The sequence below is a fragment of the Streptomyces sp. NPDC029041 genome, from assembly GCF_040637515.1.
Classification (GTDB): Bacteria; Actinomycetota; Actinomycetes; order Streptomycetales; family Streptomycetaceae; genus Streptomyces.
On record NZ_JBEZWO010000010.1, the window covers coordinates 90,324 to 108,971 of the forward strand.

The 18,648-nt window shown below is 70.1% G+C and carries 18 protein-coding genes; 7 read left to right on the top strand and 11 right to left on the bottom strand.

The window, feature by feature from the left end:
* The first annotated feature begins 30 nt into the window (after positions 1-30).
* Both gabT and AB0F04_RS25910 read left to right on the top strand, forming a co-directional pair.
* Positions 31-1,365 (top strand): 4-aminobutyrate--2-oxoglutarate transaminase, encoded by a 1,335-nt coding sequence (gene gabT / locus AB0F04_RS25905; RefSeq protein WP_362045036.1) that lies wholly within the window; start codon positions 31-33, stop codon positions 1,363-1,365.
* 408 nt (positions 1,366-1,773) lie between these two features.
* The gene (locus AB0F04_RS25910) at positions 1,774-2,445 is read left to right on the top strand and encodes a phosphatase PAP2 family protein (RefSeq protein WP_362045038.1); all 672 of its coding nucleotides are present in this window, start codon (positions 1,774-1,776) and stop codon (positions 2,443-2,445) included.
* Here AB0F04_RS25910 and AB0F04_RS25915 read toward each other — a convergent pair.
* From AB0F04_RS25915 to AB0F04_RS25945, 7 genes are all read right to left on the bottom strand, one after another.
* Positions 2,427-2,897, bottom strand: coding sequence for a hypothetical protein (locus tag AB0F04_RS25915; RefSeq protein WP_362045040.1), 471 nt, complete (start codon positions 2,895-2,897; stop codon positions 2,427-2,429). The two genes, AB0F04_RS25910 and AB0F04_RS25915, sit on opposite strands and share 19 nt — an antisense overlap.
* Before the next feature lie 143 nt (positions 2,898-3,040).
* Positions 3,041-4,459: an FAD-dependent oxidoreductase gene (locus AB0F04_RS25920; RefSeq protein ID WP_362045042.1), complete on the bottom strand. Its 1,419-nt coding sequence runs from the start codon at positions 4,457-4,459 to the stop codon at positions 3,041-3,043.
* Positions 4,460-4,477: 18 nt separating this feature from the next.
* The gene (locus AB0F04_RS25925; RefSeq protein ID WP_362045044.1) at positions 4,478-5,278 is read right to left on the bottom strand and encodes an ABC transporter permease; all 801 of its coding nucleotides are present in this window, start codon (positions 5,276-5,278) and stop codon (positions 4,478-4,480) included.
* The gene (locus AB0F04_RS25930; protein ID WP_362045046.1) at positions 5,279-6,208 is read right to left on the bottom strand and encodes an ABC transporter permease; all 930 of its coding nucleotides are present in this window, start codon (positions 6,206-6,208) and stop codon (positions 5,279-5,281) included.
* Complete coding sequence (locus tag AB0F04_RS25935) at positions 6,208-7,353, bottom strand: ABC transporter ATP-binding protein (protein WP_362045516.1); 1,146 nt, start codon at positions 7,351-7,353, stop codon at positions 6,208-6,210. The genes AB0F04_RS25930 and AB0F04_RS25935 overlap by 1 nt, the downstream gene beginning before the upstream one ends.
* Before the next feature lie 5 nt (positions 7,354-7,358).
* Positions 7,359-8,606, bottom strand: coding sequence for a spermidine/putrescine ABC transporter substrate-binding protein (locus AB0F04_RS25940; protein ID WP_362045048.1), 1,248 nt, complete (start codon positions 8,604-8,606; stop codon positions 7,359-7,361).
* Positions 8,607-8,711: 105 nt separating this feature from the next.
* A complete protein-coding gene (locus AB0F04_RS25945) occupies positions 8,712-10,256 on the bottom strand; it encodes a gamma-aminobutyraldehyde dehydrogenase (RefSeq protein WP_362045050.1) in 1,545 nt (514 codons plus the stop codon).
* Between the two features lie 199 nt (positions 10,257-10,455).
* Between AB0F04_RS25945 and AB0F04_RS25950 the strand changes: the two genes are divergently transcribed.
* Complete coding sequence (locus AB0F04_RS25950) at positions 10,456-11,031, top strand: NADAR family protein (RefSeq protein WP_362045052.1); 576 nt, start codon at positions 10,456-10,458, stop codon at positions 11,029-11,031.
* A 101-nt stretch (positions 11,032-11,132) separates the two neighbouring features.
* Here the strand turns inward: AB0F04_RS25950 and AB0F04_RS25955 are convergent, their stop codons facing one another.
* Both AB0F04_RS25955 and AB0F04_RS25960 read right to left on the bottom strand, forming a co-directional pair.
* A complete protein-coding gene (locus tag AB0F04_RS25955) occupies positions 11,133-11,609 on the bottom strand; it encodes a DUF4190 domain-containing protein (protein WP_362045054.1) in 477 nt (158 codons plus the stop codon).
* Positions 11,610-11,677: 68 nt separating this feature from the next.
* On the bottom strand, positions 11,678-12,355 hold the full coding sequence (locus AB0F04_RS25960; RefSeq protein WP_362045056.1) for a DUF4190 domain-containing protein: 678 nt from the start codon (positions 12,353-12,355) through the stop codon (positions 11,678-11,680).
* 218 nt (positions 12,356-12,573) lie between these two features.
* Here AB0F04_RS25960 and AB0F04_RS25965 point away from each other — a divergent pair, with 218 nt between their 5' ends.
* Together AB0F04_RS25965 and AB0F04_RS25970 are read left to right on the top strand one after the other, a co-directional pair.
* Positions 12,574-13,635, top strand: coding sequence for an adenosine deaminase (locus tag AB0F04_RS25965; protein ID WP_362045057.1), 1,062 nt, complete (start codon positions 12,574-12,576; stop codon positions 13,633-13,635).
* Positions 13,620-14,357, top strand: coding sequence for a glycerophosphodiester phosphodiesterase (locus AB0F04_RS25970; protein WP_362045058.1), 738 nt, complete (start codon positions 13,620-13,622; stop codon positions 14,355-14,357). The genes AB0F04_RS25965 and AB0F04_RS25970 overlap by 16 nt, the downstream gene beginning before the upstream one ends.
* 50 nt (positions 14,358-14,407) lie before the next feature.
* On the opposite strand, the gene AB0F04_RS25975 is transcribed toward AB0F04_RS25970, so the two are convergent.
* On the bottom strand, positions 14,408-14,953 hold the full coding sequence (locus AB0F04_RS25975) for a hypothetical protein (protein WP_362045059.1): 546 nt from the start codon (positions 14,951-14,953) through the stop codon (positions 14,408-14,410).
* Between the two features lie 118 nt (positions 14,954-15,071).
* Positions 15,072-16,511 (bottom strand): gamma-aminobutyraldehyde dehydrogenase, encoded by a 1,440-nt coding sequence (locus tag AB0F04_RS25980; RefSeq protein ID WP_362045060.1) that lies wholly within the window; start codon positions 16,509-16,511, stop codon positions 15,072-15,074.
* A 164-nt stretch (positions 16,512-16,675) separates the two neighbouring features.
* Between AB0F04_RS25980 and AB0F04_RS25985 the strand changes: the two genes are divergently transcribed.
* Entirely contained in the window at positions 16,676-17,215 is a 540-nt protein-coding gene (locus AB0F04_RS25985) for an Lrp/AsnC family transcriptional regulator (RefSeq protein WP_053668710.1), read from the top strand.
* A 13-nt stretch (positions 17,216-17,228) separates the two neighbouring features.
* Positions 17,229-18,596: an aspartate aminotransferase family protein gene (locus AB0F04_RS25990; RefSeq protein ID WP_362045518.1), complete on the top strand. Its 1,368-nt coding sequence runs from the start codon at positions 17,229-17,231 to the stop codon at positions 18,594-18,596.
* Positions 18,597-18,648 lie beyond the last annotated feature (52 nt).

Consider the following 18,648-nt stretch of genomic DNA (forward strand, 5'->3'; position numbering starts at 1 on the left):
AGACCATCCGCACCACCCCAGGAGCCCCGCATGACCGCACTTCCGCAGGAGCGCCGCGTCGTCACCGCCATTCCCGGTCCGAAGTCGCAGGAGCTGCAGGCCCGCCGCACCGCCGCGGTCGCGCAGGGCGTGGGGTCCGTGCTGCCCGTGTTCACGGCGCGCGCGGGCGGCGGGATCATCGAGGACGTCGACGGCAACCGGCTCATCGACTTCGGGTCCGGCATCGCCGTGACCTCCGTGGGCGCCTCCGCCGAGGCCGTCGTGCGGCGGGCGTCGGCGCAGCTGGCCGACTTCACCCACACCTGTTTCATGGTCACGCCCTACGAGGGCTACGTCGAGGTCGCCGAGGCGCTCGCCGAGCTGACCCCCGGTGACCACGCCAAGAAGAGCGCCCTGTTCAACTCGGGCGCCGAGGCCGTCGAGAACGCCGTGAAGATCGCACGGGCGTACACCAAGCGGCAGGCCGTCGTGGTGTTCGACCACGGGTACCACGGGCGCACCAACCTGACGATGGCGCTGACCGCGAAGAACATGCCGTACAAGCACGGCTTCGGCCCCTTCGCGCCCGAGGTGTACCGCGTTCCGGTGGCGTACGGCTACCGCTGGCCGACCGGGCCCGGCAACGCCGGCCCCGAGGCCGCCGCGCAGGCCATCGACCAGATCAGCAAGCAGGTCGGCGCGGAGAACGTCGCCGCGGTCATCATCGAGCCGGTGCTCGGCGAGGGCGGCTTCATCGAGCCGGCCAAGGGCTTCTTGCCGGCGATCCGCAAGTTCACCGAGGACAACGGCATCGTCTTCGTCGCCGACGAGATCCAGTCCGGCTTCTGCCGCACGGGCCAGTGGTTCGCGTGCGAGGACGAGGGCATCGTCCCGGACCTGATCACGACGGCGAAGGGCATCGCCGGCGGTCTGCCGCTCGCGGCCGTCACCGGTCGCGCCGAGATCATGGACGCCGCGCACGCGGGCGGCCTGGGCGGCACCTACGGCGGCAACCCGGTCGCGTGCGCGGGTGCGCTCGGCTCGATCGAGACGATGAAGGAGCTCGACCTCAACGGCAGGGCGAAGAACATCGAGGCGGTCATGAAGGCCCGCCTCGGCGCCATGGCCGAGAAGTTCGACATCATCGGCGACGTGCGCGGCCGCGGGGCGATGATCGCCATCGAGCTGGTCAAGGACCGCGTCACCAAGGAGCCGAACCCGGAGGCGACGGCCGCGCTGGCCAAGGCGTGCCACGCCGAGGGCCTGTTGGTCCTGACCTGTGGCACCTACGGCAACGTGCTCCGCTTCCTGCCGCCGCTGGTGATCGGTGAGGACCTGCTGAACGAGGGTCTCGACATCATCGAGCAGGCGTTCTCCCGCATCTGACCTTCCGAGGACCGGCAGAGCGTGTGAAGAAGGTGTGCGAGGTGGATGACAGGGGGCCCCACGGCCTGTCCTGCGCCCCGCCCCTGTCGTAGGTTCTACCCAGATGAGAGATACACCCCGCCCACAGGGGACTGTGGGTGACATCAGGCCGGGGCCTCCCCAGCTTCGACCTGGTCGTGCCCTCGCGCACACAACCGGAGCCTGAGGCTCTGGATCTCCTCACCGATCGGACAGTCGCCCGCCCCAAACCCCCCGGGGCGCGCGACGTTCCGGTCCGGAACGGCCGCCCCGGAACTCCCCCCCTGTTCCGGGGCGGCCGACCTCTCTTCTCCGCCCCGGGTACGACACTGCGAGTCGCGGCCTTCAAGGCCCGCAGCGGACGTCCGCGCTCGTGCCAAGCTGTGCCCCATGCCGATCTCCGCGAACCAGGACCGCGCCGCTCCCCCGGGCTCCCTCCCCCTCCTGTTCGCCCTCCCGGCCCTCCTCTTCGCGCTGATCACCTGGCAGGTCGTCGCGGACGGCCCGCTCGTCCGGCTCGACGAACGCCTCAGCCGGGTGCTCGTGAACCCGGACCGCTGCTCCGAGCTCCTCGCCGACCTGGGCAACGTCCAGGTCGCGGTCCCGGTCCTCGCCCTCGCGCTCGGGTACGTCGCCGTACGTCACCGGCGCGCCGGCGTGGACCGCTGGTGGCTGCCGGCCGCCGCCGCGGCGCTGCTCATGGCCCTGGTCCCGGCGCTCGTCGTCCCGCTGAAGGAACTCACGGCCCGCCCCGGCACCCCGGCCGTCCCGCCCGCGACCGGCTACTACCCCTCGGGCCACACCGCCACCGCCGTCGTCGCCTACGGCTGCGCCACGCTGCTGCTGCTCCCCTGGCTCCGCACCGCCCCGGCCCGCCGCGCCCTGGTCGCCCTGTGTGTCGTGCTGATCCTCGGGGCGAGTTACGGCCTGGTCCGCCGCGGCTACCACTGGCCACTCGACGTGGTGGGCAGCTGGTGCCTGTGCACGGTGCTGCTGTCGGCGCTGTGGTGGTTCGTCCCGACCGTGACGACGCCCGGCCGGTCTCAGCCACCGGAGTCCTGACCCCCGTTCCCCGTCGCCAGGGCCGCCGCCGCCTCGTGCATCGCCAGTTCGAGCAGTGCCGGGTCCGTCAGCATGCCCGAGCCGTCCGGCGGGACCAGCCAGCGGACGCCGCCGGGTGAGGAGCGGCCCGGGTACGGCACGACGATCCAGGTGCCTGCGCCCGCCGTGCGGATGCCCGTGCCGAGCCAGCGGGCCGCGGTGCCCGGCGGCACGAAGAATCCCATGCGGGCGTCCCCGAAGTCGACGAGCACGGGGCCCGGCCGGTCGAGGACACGGGCGAGCACGTCGAGCGTGGCGTAGCCCAGTTCGCCGGGCAGGATGAGCACGTCCCAGGCACGGCCGGCCGGCAGCAGCGCCACGCCGAGCGGACTGCGCTCCCACTCCCAGCGGCAGGCCCCGGGATCGGGCGCGACGGATGCGAGCCACTCGACCGCCGTCTTCGCACCGGTCATCGTCAAAGACCCCCTTCTCTCTCGCGGACCTCACCGACGCGCGGGGCGCCGGCGAGGGCATCACGAGGGAGAAGGGGGTCTCCCCCCGGCCATTACGCGGGTTCCGGAACCTCGTTGGAGTGAACCGGATCACGCCCGGTCGGTCAGCTGTCGAATCCCAGCCCCAACCGGTCCATCGTGCGCAGCCACAGGTTGCGGCGGCCGCCCTGGGCGTCCGCGCGGGCCAGTGACCATTTGGTGAGGGCGATGCCGGTCCAGGCGAACGGCTCGGGCGGGAAGGGCAAGGGCTTCTTGCGGACCATCTGCAGTTCCGTGCGCTCGGTGCGCTGCCCGCTCAGCAGGTCCAGCATCACGTCGGCACCGAAGCGCGTCGCGCCGACCCCGAGGCCGGTGTACCCGGCCGCGTAGGCCACCTTTCCCTGGTGGGCGGTGCCGAAGAACGCCGAGAAGCGGGAGCAGGTGTCGATCGCGCCGCCCCAGGCGTGGCTGAAGCGGACGCCCTCCAACTGCGGGAAGCAGGTGAAGAAGTGCCCGGCGAGCTTGGCGTAGGTCTCGGGCCGGTCGTCGTACTCGGCACGCACCCGGCCGCCGTAGGGGTAGATCGCGTCGTAGCCGCCCCAGAGGATCCGGTGGTCGGCGGACAGCCGGAAGTAGTGGAACTGGTTGGCGCTGTCGCCCAGACCCTGGCGGTTCTTCCAGCCGATCGAGTCGAGCTGCCCGGCGGTGAGCGGCTCCGTCATCAGGGCGTAGTCGTAGACCGGGACGGTGTACGAGCGGACGCGTCGGACGAGGTTCGGGAAGATGTTGGTCCCGAGGGCGACCTGGCGGGCGCGGATGCGGCCGTAGGGGGTGCGGACGGCCATGCCCGCGCCGTAGGGCCTGAGGGTCAGGGCGGGGGTGTGCTCGTAGACGCGCACGCCGAGCTCCCGGCAGGCGCGCTTGAGGCCCCAGGCGAGCTTGGCCGGGTGCAGCATGGCGACGCCCCTGCGGTCCCACAGGCCGGCCTGGAAGGTGGGTGAGTTCACCTGCTCCCGTACGGCGTCGGCATCCAGGAACTCGACGCCCTCCGCCAGGCCCCGGCGGGAGATCTCCTCGTGCCACTCGCGCAGTTCACGCGCCTGGTAGGGCTCGGTGGCGACGTCGATCTCGCCGGTGCGCTCGAAGTCGCAGTCGAGGGAGTGCCGGGCGACGGCGGCCTCGATGGCGTCGAGGTTGCGGTCGCCCAGCTCCTGGAGCTGGTGGATCTCGTCGGGCCAGCGGGCGAGGCCGTTGGGCAGGCCGTGGGTGAGGGAGGCGGCGCAGAATCCGCCGTTGCGGCCGGAGGCGGCCCAGCCCACCTCGCGGCCCTCCACCAGCACCACGTCCCGCTGCGGCTCGCGCTCCTTGGCGATGAGCGCCGTCCACAGGCCGCTGTACCCGCCGCCCACGACCAGCAGGTCGCAGGTCTCGGAGGTGGTGAGGGCGGGTTCGCGGCGGGGCCTGCCGGGGTCGTCCAGCCAGTACGGGACCGGCTGGGCGTCGGAAAGCGAACGGGTCCACTGATTCATGGCACTCGGGGCCATGATGTCAACTCCCTACGGTTATGCCTTGTGTCTGTTGCGACGGTTTCCGGCGAGCATGGAAATCAGGACGAACAGTACGGCGACGATGAACATCGTCGTGCCGATGACATTGATCTGAACGGGCGTTCCGCGCTGCGCCGAGCCCCACACGAACATGGGGAAGGTGACGGTCGAGCCCGCGTTGAAATTGGTGATGATGAAGTCGTCGAAGGAGAGGGCGAAAGCGAGCAGTGCGCCCGCCGCGATTCCCGGCGCCGCGATCGGCAGCGTGACCCGGACGAAGGTCTGGAACGGGCCCGCGTACAGATCCCGTGCCGCCTCCTCCAGCTTCGGGTCCATCGACATCACGCGGGCCTTGACGGCCGTGACGACGAAACTCAGGCAGAACATGATGTGGGCGATGAGAATCGTCCAGAAGCCCAGCTGGGCGCCCATGTTGAGGAACAGGGTGAGCAGCGAGGCGGCCATGACGACCTCGGGCATCGCCATCGGCAGGAAGATCAGCGAGTTCACGGCGCCGCGGGCGCGGAACCGGTAGCGGACCAGGGCGAAGGCGATCAGGGTGCCGAGGAGCGTGGCGCCGAGTGTCGCCCACACGGCGATCTGGAGGCTGAGGGACAGCGACCCGCACAGTCCGGAGACCCCGCACGGGTCCTTCCAGGCGTCCAGGGAGAACTGCTGCCATTCGTAGTTGAAGCGCCCCTTCGGTTTGTTGAAGGAGAACACCGTCACGACGACGTTCGGCAGGAGCAGATAGCCGAGGGTCAGCAGTCCCGCCAGGACGACGAGATTTCTCTTGAGCCAGTCGACAAAAGCCATTCAGACCAGATCCTCCGTCCCGGACCTGCGGATGTAGAGCGTCACCATGAGCAGAATGGCCGCCATGAGAATGAAGGAGAGCGCCGCCGCCGTCGGATAGTCGAGCACTCTCAGGAACTGCGTCTGGATGACGTTTCCGACCATGCGGGTGTCGGTGGAGCCGAGGAGATCGGCGTTCACGTAGTCACCGGCCGCCGGAATGAACGTCAGCAGGGTTCCGGAGACGACACCCGGCATCGACAGCGGGAAGGTGACCTTGCGGAAGGTGGTCGAGGGACGGGCGTACAGGTCCCCCGCCGCCTCGTGGAGCCGTCCGTCGATGCGCTCCAGCGAGGTGTACAGCGGCAGGATCATGAACGGCAGGAAGTTGTACGTCAGACCGCACACCACCGCGAGCGGGGTGGCCAGGACGCGGTCGCCGGCGGTCATGCCGAGCCAGTCGGTGACGTCCAGGACGTGCAGCGTGTTCAGCGCGCCGACGACCGGGCCGCCGTCCGCGAGGATCGTCTTCCAGGCGAGGGTGCGGATCAGGAAGCTGGTGAAGAAGGGCGCGATCACCAAAATCATGATCAGGTTCTTCCAGCGGCCCGCGCGGAAGGCGATCAGATACGCCAGTGGATAGCCGAGCAGCAGGCACAGGATCGTCGCCGTGCCCGCGTAGAGCACGGAGCGGACGAACTGCGGCCAGTAGGCGGACAGGGCGTCCCAGTAGGTGGCGAAGTGCCAGGTGACCTCGTAGCCCTGCTCCAGGGAGCCCGTCTGCACGGACGTGGAGGCCTGGTAGATCATCGGCAGCGCGAAGAAGACGACCAGCCAGAGGATGCCGGGCAGCAGCAGCCAGTACGGCGTGAAGCGGCCCCGGCGCCTTCGCGGCTTCGGTCCGGGCGCCTGGGGGGCGAGTGGCGGTGGCGCCTCGGTGAGTGTGCTCATCAGGCCGCCTCTTCCACTCCGGCGTCGGCGTCCTGGGCGGCGTCCAGGCCGAAGGTGTGGGCCGGGTTCCAGTGCAGGACGACCTCGGCGCCGGGCACGAGCCGCGGGTCGCGGTCGATGTTCTGGGCGTACACCTCGAAGTCGGAGCAGACCGGGCTGTCGACGACGTACTGCGTGGAGACGCCGATGAAGCTGGAGTCGGCGATCTTGCCGGTGATGCGGTTGCGGCCCTCGGCTATCTCACCGGCGTCGTCGGCGTGGGTGAGGGAGATCTTCTCGGGGCGCACACCGACCAGCACCTTGCCGCCGGTCGTCGCGGGGGCGGAACAGCGCGCCTCGGGCAGGACGAGCTTGCCGCCGCCCGCCTTCAGCACGATCTCCTCGCCGCTCTTCGAGTCGACCTCCGCCTCGATGAAGTTCGAGGTGCCGAGGAAGTTGGCGACGAAGGTGGTGCGCGGGTTCTCGTAGAGGTCGGTGGGCGCGCCCAGTTGCTCGACGCGGCCGCCGTTCATCACGGCGACCGTGTCGGCCATCGTCATGGCCTCCTCCTGGTCGTGCGTGACGTGGATGAAGGTGATGCCGACCTCGGTCTGGATGCGCTTGAGCTCCAGTTGCATCTGGCGGCGCAGCTTGAGGTCGAGGGCGCCGAGCGGCTCGTCGAGCAGGAGCACCTTGGGGTGGTTGATCAGCGCGCGGGCCACGGCGACGCGCTGCTGCTGGCCGCCGGAGAGCTGGTGCGGCTTCTTGCGGGCCTGCTCGCCGAGCTGGACCAGGTCGAGCATCTCGTCGACCTGCTTCTTCACGGACTTGAGGCCGCGCCGGCGCAGGCCGAAGGCGACGTTCTCGAAGATGTCGAGGTGCGGGAAGAGCGCGTAGGACTGGAAGACCGTGTTCACCGGCCGCTTGTACGGCGGGAGCGCGGTCACGTCCTGGTCGCCCAGGTGGACGGTGCCGGCGGAGGGTTCCTCCAGACCGGCGATCATGCGCAGGGTGGTGGTCTTGCCGCAGCCGGAGGCGCCGAGCAGGGCGAAGAAGGAGCCCTGCGGCACGGTCAGGTCGAGCGGGTGGACGGCGGTGAAGGCGCCGTAGGTCTTGGCGATGCCGGTGAGGCGGACGTCGCCGTTGGGGTCGGTCTTGTTCGTCATGGTGGTCACGCCCCCGTCAGCTTCGCGAACTTCGCTTCGAACTCGGTCTCTTCCTTCGAGCTCAGCGAGCGGAAGGCATGGGACTTGGCGGCCATGGCCTTGTCCGGAATGATCAGCGGGTTGTTCGCCGCGTCCTCGTCGATCTTCTCCAGCTCGGCCTTCACGCCGTCGACCGGGCACACGTAGTTGATGTACGCGGCGAGTTCGGCGGCCGGCTTCGGCTCGTAGTAGTAGTCGATGAGCAGCTCGGCGTTGGTCTTGTGCCGGGCCTTGTTGGGGATCAGCAGGTTGTCGGTGGACGTCACGTATCCGCTGTCCGGGATGAGGAAGTCGATGTCGGGGCTGTCCGCCTTGAGCTGGACGACGTCACCGGCCCAGGCGACGCAGGCGGCGAAGTCGCCGCTGGTCAGGTCCGAGGTGTAGTCGTTGCCGGTGAAGCGGCGGATCTGGCCCTTGTCGACGGCCTTCTGCAGACGGGCGACGGCCGCGTCGTAGTCGTCGGCGGTGAAGTCCGCCGGGTCCTTGCCCATGTCGAGCAGCGTCATGCCGATGCTGTCGCGCATCTCCGACAGGAAGCCGACCCGGCCCTTGAGCCTGGGGTTGTCGAGCAGGTCGGACACCGACGTCACCTCGACACCGTCGAGGGCCTTCTTGTTGTACGCGATGACGGTGGAGATGCCCTGCCAGACGTACGAGTAGGCGCGGCCCGGGTCCCAGTCGGGGCTGCGGAACTGGGCCGACAGGTTGGCGTAGGCGTGCGGCAGGTTGCTCGGGTCGAGCTTCTGCACCCAGCCGAGGCGGATGAGGCGGGCGGCCAGCCAGTCGGTGAGGACGATCAGGTCGCGGCCGGTGTCCTGGCCCGCGGCGAGCTGCGGCTTGATCTTGCCGAAGAACTCGTTGTTGTCGTTGATGTCCTCGCTGTACTTGACCTTGATGCCGGTCCGCTCGGCGAACCGGTCCAGCGTGGGGTGGTGCTTGCCGCTGTCGTCGACGTCCATGTACTCGGTCCAGTTGGAGAAGTTCACCGTCTTCTCCTTGGCCGAGTGATCCTCGGCGGAGACGCCGCCCTTCGACTGGCCGGCCGCCGGGATGCCGCAGGCGCTCAGCGTCCCCAGTCCGCCGACCGCGAGCGCCCCGCCCGCGGAGGCGCGCAGCAGGGACCGCCGGGTGAGGGAGGCCCTGCCGTTGGTGAAACTGCGCCTCATGGCGGCCCTTTGGGCCGCGGACAGGCGGTCGGGCTCGTACTGCTCCATGCGCGTGGTGCCCTTTCGGAGGGTGGACGGCCGTTGGTCAGGCGGCCTGCGTACGGCTGGGGGGCTTCTGATGGATATCCGTGGTCGTGACGCCGCGGAGATCCATCAGAAGCCCCCTCGGTCCCCGAAGACGGTGCGGTGCCAGTCCTTGGCGGCCACCGCGGTGTTGTCGAACATGACGTGCTTGATCTGGGTGTACTCCTCGAACGAGTACGCGGACATGTCCTTGCCGTAGCCGGAGGACTTGTAGCCGCCGTGCGGCATCTCGCTGATGATCGGGATGTGGTCGTTGATCCAGACACAGCCGGCCTTGATCTCGCGTGTGGCGCGGTTGGCCCGGTACACGTCCCGGCTCCAGGCGGAGGCGGCCAGACCGTACGGGGTGTCGTTGGCGAGCGCGAGGCCCTCGTCGTCGGTGTCGAACGGCAGCACGACCAGGACCGGGCCGAAGATCTCCGACTGGACGACCTCACTGTCCTGGGCGGCGTCCGCGATCAGGGTCGGCCGGTAGTAGGCGCCCTTGGCGAGCTCTCCGCCGGGGGCCTCGCCGCCGGTCACCACGCGCGCGTAGGCCCGCGCCCGGTCGACGAACCCGGCCACCCGGTCCCGCTGCACGTGCGAGATCAGCGGGCCGAGGTCGGTGCCGGCGGCGAAGGGGTCGCCGAGCCGGACGCTCTCCATGAGCGCCGCGGTCCGCTCCACGAAGGCCTCGTACAGCGGCCGCTGCACGTACGCGCGCGTGGCGGCCGTGCAGTCCTGCCCGGTGTTGATCAGGGAGCCCGCGACCGCGCCGTGGGCGGCGGCCTCCAGGTCGGCGTCGTCGAAGACCACGAAGGGCGCCTTGCCGCCGAGCTCCAGGTGGAGGCGCTTGACGGTGGCGGTGGCGACCTCGGCGACGCGCTTGCCGACGGCGGTGGAGCCGGTGAAGGAGGTCATGGCCACGTCGGGGTGGCCGACGAGGTGCTCCCCGGCCTCCCGGCCGGTGCCGGTGACAATGTTGATCACGCCGTCCGGGATCCCGGCGTCGGTGGCCGCCTGCGCGAAGAGCAACGAGGTCAGCGGGGTGAGCTCGGCGGGCTTCAGGACGATCGTGTTGCCCGCGGCGATCGCCGGGAGGATCTTCCAGGCGGCCATCTGGAGGGGATAGTTCCAGGGCGCGATCGACCCGACGACCCCGATGGGCTCGCGCCGGACGTAGGAGGTGTGGTCGCCGGAGTACTCACCGGCGGACTGGCCCTGGAGATGCCGTGCGGCACCCGCGAAGAAGGCGGCGTTGTCGATCGTCCCGGGGACGTCGAACTCGCGGGTCAGCTTCAGCGGCTTGCCGCACTGGAGCGACTCGGCGCGGGCGAAGTCCTCGGCCCGGTCGGCGAGGACCGCGGCGAACCGGTGCAGGGCGTCGGACCGCTCGCCGGGGGTGGTCCCCGCCCAGCCGGGAAAGGCCGCACGGGCGGCGGCGACGGCCCGGTCGACGTCGGCCGGGCCCGCCAGCTCGTAGGTGAGGACCTCCTCGCCCGAGGCCGGGTCGACGACCGCGTGCGTGCGGCCGGAGGTGCCCCTGGCCGGACGGCCCGCGATGTACTGCGCGCCCTCCGCGAAGCGTTCCTCGGCCGGAAATCGTTCCGGGGTGGCAATGCCCGGGTTGTGCATGTCGCTCTCCTCCGTGTCCCCTGGTGGGGCCGGCGTGGCTCAGGCTCGATTTGAGTGCCGATCCTGACAGAGGTATGCCACTCCAACAAGTGATTCCGTTGTTGATTTTTGGTTACGCGACGGAATCTGTCGACCAGGTGTCGAGTTCGCCGCGAAAAGGCAGGACGCTGTGTCACTGGTGCGTGCCAGACTCGCGTGCATGGAGAAGATCACGGGGGCGGTCGGCTCGCAGGAGGCCCTGATCAGGGCGGTCCGCGAGGGGGCCAGGATCAAGTACCTGCACTTCTGGGGGCACCGGCCGCGGCCGGACGGCCGGATCGGGGCGAGCTGTCTGAGCCAGTGGTGGCCGGCCCCGTTCACAGTCGACGGCGTGGCCTACGCGACGGCCGAGCACTGGATGATGGCGGGCAAGGCGCGGCTCTTCGAGGACCCGGCGGCCGAGCGGGCCGTGCTGGCCGCGGAGCATCCCGCCCAGGCGAAGAAGGCGGGGCGGCTGGTACGCGGCTTCGACGAGGCGGCCTGGGCGCGGGAGCGGTTCCGGATCGTCGTGGAGGGCAGTGTCCACAAGTTCGCCGCGCATCCCGAGCTGCTGGGGTATCTGCTGGGCACGGGCGACCGGGTGCTGGTGGAGGCGAGCCCCGTGGACCGGGTGTGGGGCATCGGGCTGGCCGCGGACGACGAGGCGGCGGCCGATCCGCAGCGGTGGCGGGGGCCCAATCTGCTGGGGTTCGCGCTGATGGAGGCGCGGGCGCGGCTGCGGGCGGCCGGAGCATGAGCGAGGGGGCCGGTCGCGGTGACCGGCCCCCTCCCGGCTCTGTGGGTCCCCGTCAGGTCGCCGGCCCCGGGGACCGGCCCCTCCGGCTCCGCGCGTCCCGTTCAGGACGCCGCGCCGAGCCCGCCCATGATGCCGGCGAACAGCAGGAAGCCCAGCAGCGGAAGGATCACGGTGGCGATGATGCCGCAGACCAGGCCCGCGGTCGCCGCGCCCTTGTTGGTGGCCTCACCGCGGGTGGCCCTGCCGCGGCCGATGGCGCCGAAGATGATCGCGAGGATGCCCAGGATCACGCCGAAGAACCACATGATGAAGGTCACGCTGCACACCACGCCGATGATGCCCAGCACCAGTCCCGTGGTGCCCATGCCGTTGCTCGGCTGCGCGGGCACGCCGTAGCCGGGCGCCTGCGGGTAGCCCACGGGCGGCGCGGCCGGGTAGCCGGGGCCGCCCTGCGGGTAGCCGTAGCCCGGGGCCGCGGGGGGCTGCTGCGGATAGCCGTAGCCGGGGGTGCCCGGGGGCTGCTGCGGCGGCTGGGCCGGTGGGCCGAAACCACCCGGGGGTGGATTGGTGTGCGACATGGACGATCTCCCCTCGTTGTCAGACCAGGGCATCGTAGTGGCCAAGTCGGCCGCGCAGAGCCCGAGTTTCAGCGGTGGGACGGGGCGGTGGCCACCGGGCCGAGGGTGCCGTAGGACGAGTCGTCGTCGTAGCCGTCGCTGTTGATCGCGGCCGTGATGCCGACGGCGATCAGGACGATCACGGTGATGCCGAGGATGATCCCGATGATGCCCATGATCAGACCGGCCTGGGCCTGCCCGTGGTTGGTGGCGACCCCGGCCTCGGCGCGCTTGCGGCCCTTGATGCCGAAGACGACGGCGAGGATGCCGGTGATCAGCGAGACCACGCCGTAGAGGCAGAAGAGGGTGCAGGAGACGATGCCGAGCACCATCGCGGCGATGCCCAGGCCGTTCTGGGGGGCCGGGGGCATGCCGGGCCAGCCGTAGCCGGACTGCGTGTATCCGGACTGCGTGTAGCCGGACTGCGGGTAGCCGGGGTAGCCGTAGCCGCCGGGCGCTCCGGGACCGGTCGGGGCCACGGGCGGGGGCGGGACGGCGCCGGCACCGGCACCGGCACCGGCACCGGCACCGGACGGGTCGTACTGCGGCGTGCCGGTGGGCGGGGTGAAGCCCGGCATGGAGGTGACCGTGGCCTGGTCGTGGACGGACGGTGGCTGCGGCGTCTGGTTCTTGTCGAGCGAGGGCTTGCTCTCCGGCGGCGCCCACGGGTCGTGGCTGCCTCCGTCGGGCTGCGTCGCGTCCGTCATCCTGTCGGTCCCCCCTGGGTCGATCGTCCCGTCATGCTACGGGCCGGTCGGCGCGCACCACAGGGCGGGTGCGTGCGGGACCGGTCGCGCGGTCGGCCGCGCCCCTCGGAAAGGGCGCCGCAGCCCACGGCATACGATGAATTCGCGTCAATCGATCAGCCGATCACCCGCGCCCGGCCGGCCCCTGTCGGCAGCGGCGCCGTTCCGGGGAGGAACCCTTGACCGAGCATCTTGTCGACCCCCGCGCCCCACGCGACCTGAAGGCCTTCATCGCCGGACTGCCCAAGGCCGAACTGCACGTGCACCACGTGGGATCCGCCTCCCCCCGGATCGTCTCCGAACTGGCCGCGCGGCACCCCGACTCGAAGGTGCCGACCGACCCCGAGGCCCTGGCCGACTACTTCACGTTCACCGACTTCGCGCACTTCATCGACGTGTATCTCTCGGTCGTCGACCTGATCCGCACCCCGGAGGACGTCCGGCTGCTCACGTACGAGGTGGCCCGGGACTTGGCCCGGCAGCAGGTGCGGTACGCCGAGCTGACCATCACCCCGTTCTCGTCCACCCGGCGCGGCATCGACGAGCAGGCCTTCATGGACGCGATCGAGGACGCCCGCAAGGCCGCCGAGTCCGAGTTCGGGACCGTACTGCGCTGGTGCTTCGACATCCCCGGCGAGGCGGGTCTGGAGGCCGCCGAGGAGACGACCCGGCTCGCCACCGACGACCGGCTGCGCCCGGAGGGCCTGGTCTCCTTCGGTCTCGGCGGACCCGAAGTGGGCGTGGGAAGGCCGCAGTTCAAGCCGTACTTCGACCGGGCGATCGCCGCCGGGCTGCACTCCGTACCGCACGCCGGTGAGACGACCGGTCCACAGACGGTGTGGGACGCGCTGACCCATCTGCGGGCCGAGCGCATCGGGCACGGCACCAGCTCCGCGCAGGACCCGGAGCTGCTCGCGCACCTCGCCGAGCACCGGATCCCGCTGGAGGTGTGCCCGACCTCCAACATCGCCACGCGTGCGGTGCGCACCCTCGACGAGCACCCGATCAAGGAGTTCGTGCGCGCCGGGGTCGTCGTCACCGTCAACTCCGACGACCCGCCGATGTTCGGCACCGATCTCGACAACGAGTACGCCGTCGCCGCCCGGCTGCTGGACCTCGACGAGCGGGGTCTGGCCGAGCTGGCGAAGAACGCCGTCGAGGCGTCCTTCCTGGACGCGGCGGGCAAGGCGCGGATCGCCGGAGAGGTCGACACGTACACCGCGCAGTGGCTGAGCCGGTGACACCCGCCCCGGTCGCCGTGGCCCACCGGGGCGACCCCTACCGCGTCCGCGAGAACACCCTCGCTTCACTGCGTTCCGCGCTGCGCCGGGGTGCGGACGCGGTGGAGATCGACGTACGGCTCACCCGGGACGGTGTTCCGGTGCTGCTGCACGACGCGACGCTGAAGCGGCTCTGGGAGCACGAGCGGCCCCTGCGCGCGCTGTCGTCCGAGGAGGTGCGCGGGCTGACCGGCGGCGGGGTGCCGACCCTGGCCGAGGCGCTGAGCGCGACCGACGGGCACCGGGTGATGATCGACCTGCCGGGGTCACCCGAGGTGCGGGCGGTACGAAGGATCATGGGCGTCGTGACGGAGGCGGGGGCGGCGGAGCGCGTCTACTACTGCGCGGGCGCCGACGCCATGCTCGCCGTGCGGGCGGCGGATCCGGACGCCGAGATCGCCCTCACGTGGACGACACTGGCCCCGCCCCGGCCGGTGCTGCTGGAGGCGATCCGCCCGCGCTGGCTCAACTACCGCTTCTCCCTGGTGGACCGCCCCCTCGCCGCGCGCGTGCACCGTGACGGCTGTCTGCTGTCCGTCTGGACCCCTGACACCCGCCGCTCCATGCGACGGCTGCTGGCGGCGGGCGTGGACTCGATCACGACGAACCGCGTCGACGTGCTGTGCGCCGCACGCGCGAGCGCTGCGGCACCGTCACCGGATCGGCCGGGGTCGCGCCCGTGAGTACTGCGGCACCGGCGCGCTGGTGCCGCCGACGCTCCGCACGCACCCTCTCAGCCGGATGACGGTTCTCCTCGGACGCCCGGCACCGGGGCTGCCGCCGGCACGGTCAGCGCCTCCAGCCGCTTGATCCGCTGCCGTACGACGTACAGCGGGATCACGCCGAGCACGCCGAAAGCCATGTCGATCACCGACCACCAGAAGGGGATGCCCCGGATCGGCCCGCAGATCAGGGCGAGGGGAATGATGCCCGCACAGGCGATCATCCCGAACTCGACGACCCAGACGTTGCGGACCGGGTCGCGGTAGGGCCCGTAGAAGGCGACTGCGATCACCAGGTGCGCGAAGGCCAGCCAGTCCGTGCCGTACAGGAGGAACGGGTAGGCGGTGTCGGCCTCGTCGAGACCGGCCCGCACCCGCCCGATCCACTCCGTCAGCCCGGGCAGGTGCTCACCCGCGGACAGCCCGCGCAACAGGTCCTCGGTCCACCGCAGCTCGTGGACCAGGGGGAAGGCGGTGGCGCCGCTGAGCACCAGACACACCACGAAGAAGACCAGCCACGCACGGATGCCCTTCAGCAGGGCGGCTCTGTCGCTCATGAGGCGCACCCTACGCCTGTAATTGAACACGTTCAAAAGCGGGGGCCGGTTCGCCTCCCGGCACGCGGACGGCCCCGGACGGAGAGAAACCGTCCGGGGCCGTTCGGCGATGCGGGGTCTACGCGTCCAGCGACGTCATCACGTGCTTGATGCGCGTGTAGTCGTCGAATCCGTAGCCCGAGAGGTCCTTGCCGTAGCCGGACTTCTTGAAGCCGCCGTGCGGCATCTCGGCGACCAGCGGAATGTGCGTGTTGATCCACACACAGCCGAAGTCGAGCTTCTTGGACATCCGCATGGCGCGGCCGTGGTCCTTGGTCCACACCGAGGAGGCCAGCGCGTACTCGACGCCGTTGGCCCACTCGACCGCCTGGTCCTCGTCCCGGAAGGACTGCACGGTGATGACCGGGCCGAAGACCTCCTTCTGGATGATCTCGTCGGTCTGCTTCAGGCCCGAGACGACGGTCGGCGCGTAGAAGTAGCCCTTGTCGCCGACCCGCTTGCCGCCGGCCTCCACGCGCGCGTGCGCGGGCAGCCGGTCGATGAAGCCCTCGACCTGCTTGAGCTGGTTGGGGTTGTTGAGCGGGCCGAACAGCACGTCCTCGTCGTCCGGCTGCCCGGTCTTCGTCTCGGAGGCGGCCTTGGCCAGCGCCGAGACGAACTCGTCGTGGATGGACTCGTGCACGAGTACGCGGGTGGCGGCCGTGCAGTCCTGGCCGGCGTTGAAGTAGCCGGCGACCGAGATGTCCTCGACGGCCTTGGCGATGTCGGTGTCCTCGAAGACCACGACCGGGGCCTTGCCGCCCAGCTCCAGGTGGACGCGCTTGACATCCTTGGAGGCCGACTCGGCGACCTGGATGCCGGCCCGCACGGAACCGGTGATGGAGGCCATCGCCGGGGTCTCGTGCTCGACCATCATGCGACCGGTCTCGCGGTCGCCGCAGATGACGTTGAAGACGCCCTTGGGGACGATCGAGCCGATGATCTCGGCCATGAGGACCGTCGAGGCCGGCGTGGTGTCGGACGGCTTCAGCACGACGGTGTTGCCCGCCGCGATCGCCGGGGCGAACTTCCACACGGCCATCATCATCGGGTAGTTCCACGGAGCGACCTGCGCGCAGACGCCGACCGGCTCCCGGCGCACGATGGAGGTCAGGCCCTCCATGTACTCACCGGCCGAGCGGCCCTCGAGCATCCGCGCCGCGCCCGCGAAGAAGCGGATCTGGTCGACCATCGGCGGGATCTCCTCGGAGCGGGTCAGCCCGACGGGCTTGCCCGTGTTCTCCACCTCGGCCGCGATCAGCTCCTCGGCGCGCTCCTCGAAGGCGTCCGCGATCTTCAGCAGGGCCTTCTGGCGCTCGGCGGGCGTGGTGTCGCGCCAGCCGGGGAAGGCCTCGGCGGCCGCCGCCATGGCGGCGTCCACGTCCGCCTGCCCGGACAGCGGAGCGGTCGCGTACGCCTCGCCCGTCGCGGGATTGACCACCTCGGTGGTCTGTCCGTCGGCGGCGTCCTTGAACTCACCGCCGATGTAGTTGCGCAGACGACGCAGCTCGGTGCTCACTGCCGGCCCTCCAGTTCGGATGTCCAGTACTTGAGACACCCACCCTAGTCGGCCGATCCACGTTTTCAACACCCCCGCTCCCTTCGATCGTGCGGAATCCGCAGGAGTAGAGCACTGAAACAACGAATTTCATCGATCCAGGCTTGCGGAAGTGTCGAGACCTCGTGCACAGTGACCTGGTGGCCAGTCGAAGCGCAGATCAGAAGGGCTCGCGGGAGTCCCGCGAGCCCTCCCGCGAGTCCAGGAACGGCAGCTCGCCGCAGCTGGACGCCGTCTCCCTCGCCATCATCGAGCAGCTCCAGGAGGACGGCCGCCGGCCGTACGCCGCCATCGGCAAGGCCGTGGGCCTGTCGGAGGCGGCCGTGCGCCAGCGCGTCCAGAAACTGCTCGACCAGGGCGTGATGCAGATCGTCGCCGTCACGGACCCGCTCACCGTGGGTTTCCGCAGACAGGCGATGGTCGGCGTCAACGTCGAGGGCGACGTGGAGGCGGTCGCGGACGCGCTGTCGGCCATGTCCGAGTGCGAGTACGTGGTGATGACCGCAGGCTCCTTCGACCTGATGGTGGAGATCGTCTGCGAGGACGACGACCACCTCCTCGACGTCATCAACAAACGCATCCGGGCCGTGCCCGGGGTGCGCTCCACCGAGAGCTTCGTCTACCTCAAGCTCAAGAAGCAGACCTACATGTGGGGAACCCGATAACCGTGAGGACCCGATAGCCGTGAGCAAGGACCTCTCCCAGTCCGCGTACGACCACCTGTGGATGCACTTCACGCGCATGTCGTCGTACGAGAAGGCCCCTGTCCCCACCATCGTCCGGGGCGAGGGCACGTACATCTACGACGACAAGGGCAAGCGCTACCTGGACGGCCTCGCCGGCCTCTTCGTGGTGCAGGCCGGGCACGGCAGGGTCGAGCTCGCCGAGACCGCCTTCAAGCAGGCGCAGGAGCTCGCGTTCTTCCCGGTGTGGTCCTACGCCCACCCCAAGGCCGTCGAGCTGGCCGAGCGCCTGGCCCACCATGCCCCGGGCGATCTGAACAAGGTCTTCTTCACCACCGGCGGCGGTGAGGCGGTGGAGACCGCCTGGAAGCTCGCCAAGCAGTACTTCAAGCTGACCGGCAAGCCCACCAAGCACAAGGTCATCTCCCGCGCGGTCGCCTACCACGGCACCCCGCAGGGCGCCCTGTCCATCACCGGCTTGCCTGCCCTCAAGGCCCCCTTCGAGCCGCTGGTCCCGGGCGCCCACAAGGTCCCGAACACCAACATCTACCGCGCCCCGATCCACGGCGACGACCCGGAGGCCTACGGCCGCTGGGCCGCCGACCAGATCGAGCAGCAGATCCTCTTCGAGGGCCCGGACACGGTCGCCGCGGTCTTCCTGGAGCCGGTGCAGAACGCGGGCGGCTGCTTCCCGCCCCCGCCCGGCTACTTCCAGCGCGTCCGCGAGATCTGCGACCGGTACGACGTACTTCTCGTCTCCGACGAGGTCATCTGCGCCTTCGGCCGCCTGGGCACCTACTTCGCCTGCGACAAGTTCGACTACGTGCCGGACATGATCACCTGTGCCAAGGGCATGACGTCGGGCTACTCCCCGATCGGCGCGTGCATCATCTCCGACCGCCTGGCCGAGCCGTTCTACAAGGGTGACAACACCTTCCTGCACGGCTACACCTTCGGCGGCCACCCGGTCTCCGCCGCCGTGGGCCTGGCCAACCTCGACCTGTTCGAGCGCGAGAACCTCAACCAGCACGTCCTGGACAACGAGGGCAACTTCCGCGCCACCCTGGAGAAGCTCCACGACCTGCCGATCGTCGGCGACGTCCGCGGCAACGGCTTCTTCTACGGCATCGAACTCGTGAAGGACAAGCACACCAAGGAGTCCTTCGACGAGGAGGAGACCGAGCGCGTCCTGTACGGCTTCCTGTCCAAGGCGCTGTACGACAACGGCCTGTACTGCCGGGCCGACGACCGAGGCGACCCGGTCGTCCAGCTCGCCCCGCCGCTGATCTCGAACCAGGAGACCTTCGACGAGATCGAGCACATCCTGCGCGCCACCCTCACGGAGGCGTGGACGAAGCTCTGAGGCGTGTCGCTCCGATCGTCTGCCTGGATGATCAACACCGGCCCCGGTGCCG

Coding starts and splice junctions, on each gene's coding strand:
- gabT (WP_362045036.1), top strand. CDS start 31: ATGACCGCACTTCCGCAGGAGCGCCGCGTCGTCACCGCCATTCCCGGT.
- AB0F04_RS25910 (WP_362045038.1), top strand. CDS start 1,774: ATGCCGATCTCCGCGAACCAGGACCGCGCCGCTCCCCCGGGCTCCCTC.
- AB0F04_RS25915 (WP_362045040.1), bottom strand. CDS start 2,897: ATGACCGGTGCGAAGACGGCGGTCGAGTGGCTCGCATCCGTCGCGCCC.
- AB0F04_RS25920 (WP_362045042.1), bottom strand. CDS start 4,459: ATGGCCCCGAGTGCCATGAATCAGTGGACCCGTTCGCTTTCCGACGCC.
- AB0F04_RS25925 (WP_362045044.1), bottom strand. CDS start 5,278: ATGGCTTTTGTCGACTGGCTCAAGAGAAATCTCGTCGTCCTGGCGGGA.
- AB0F04_RS25930 (WP_362045046.1), bottom strand. CDS start 6,208: ATGAGCACACTCACCGAGGCGCCACCGCCACTCGCCCCCCAGGCGCCC.
- AB0F04_RS25935 (WP_362045516.1), bottom strand. CDS start 7,353: ATGACGAACAAGACCGACCCCAACGGCGACGTCCGCCTCACCGGCATC.
- AB0F04_RS25940 (WP_362045048.1), bottom strand. CDS start 8,606: ATGGAGCAGTACGAGCCCGACCGCCTGTCCGCGGCCCAAAGGGCCGCC.
- AB0F04_RS25945 (WP_362045050.1), bottom strand. CDS start 10,256: ATGCACAACCCGGGCATTGCCACCCCGGAACGATTTCCGGCCGAGGAA.
- AB0F04_RS25950 (WP_362045052.1), top strand. CDS start 10,456: ATGGAGAAGATCACGGGGGCGGTCGGCTCGCAGGAGGCCCTGATCAGG.
- AB0F04_RS25955 (WP_362045054.1), bottom strand. CDS start 11,609: ATGTCGCACACCAATCCACCCCCGGGTGGTTTCGGCCCACCGGCCCAG.
- AB0F04_RS25960 (WP_362045056.1), bottom strand. CDS start 12,355: ATGACGGACGCGACGCAGCCCGACGGAGGCAGCCACGACCCGTGGGCG.
- AB0F04_RS25975 (WP_362045059.1), bottom strand. CDS start 14,953: ATGAGCGACAGAGCCGCCCTGCTGAAGGGCATCCGTGCGTGGCTGGTC.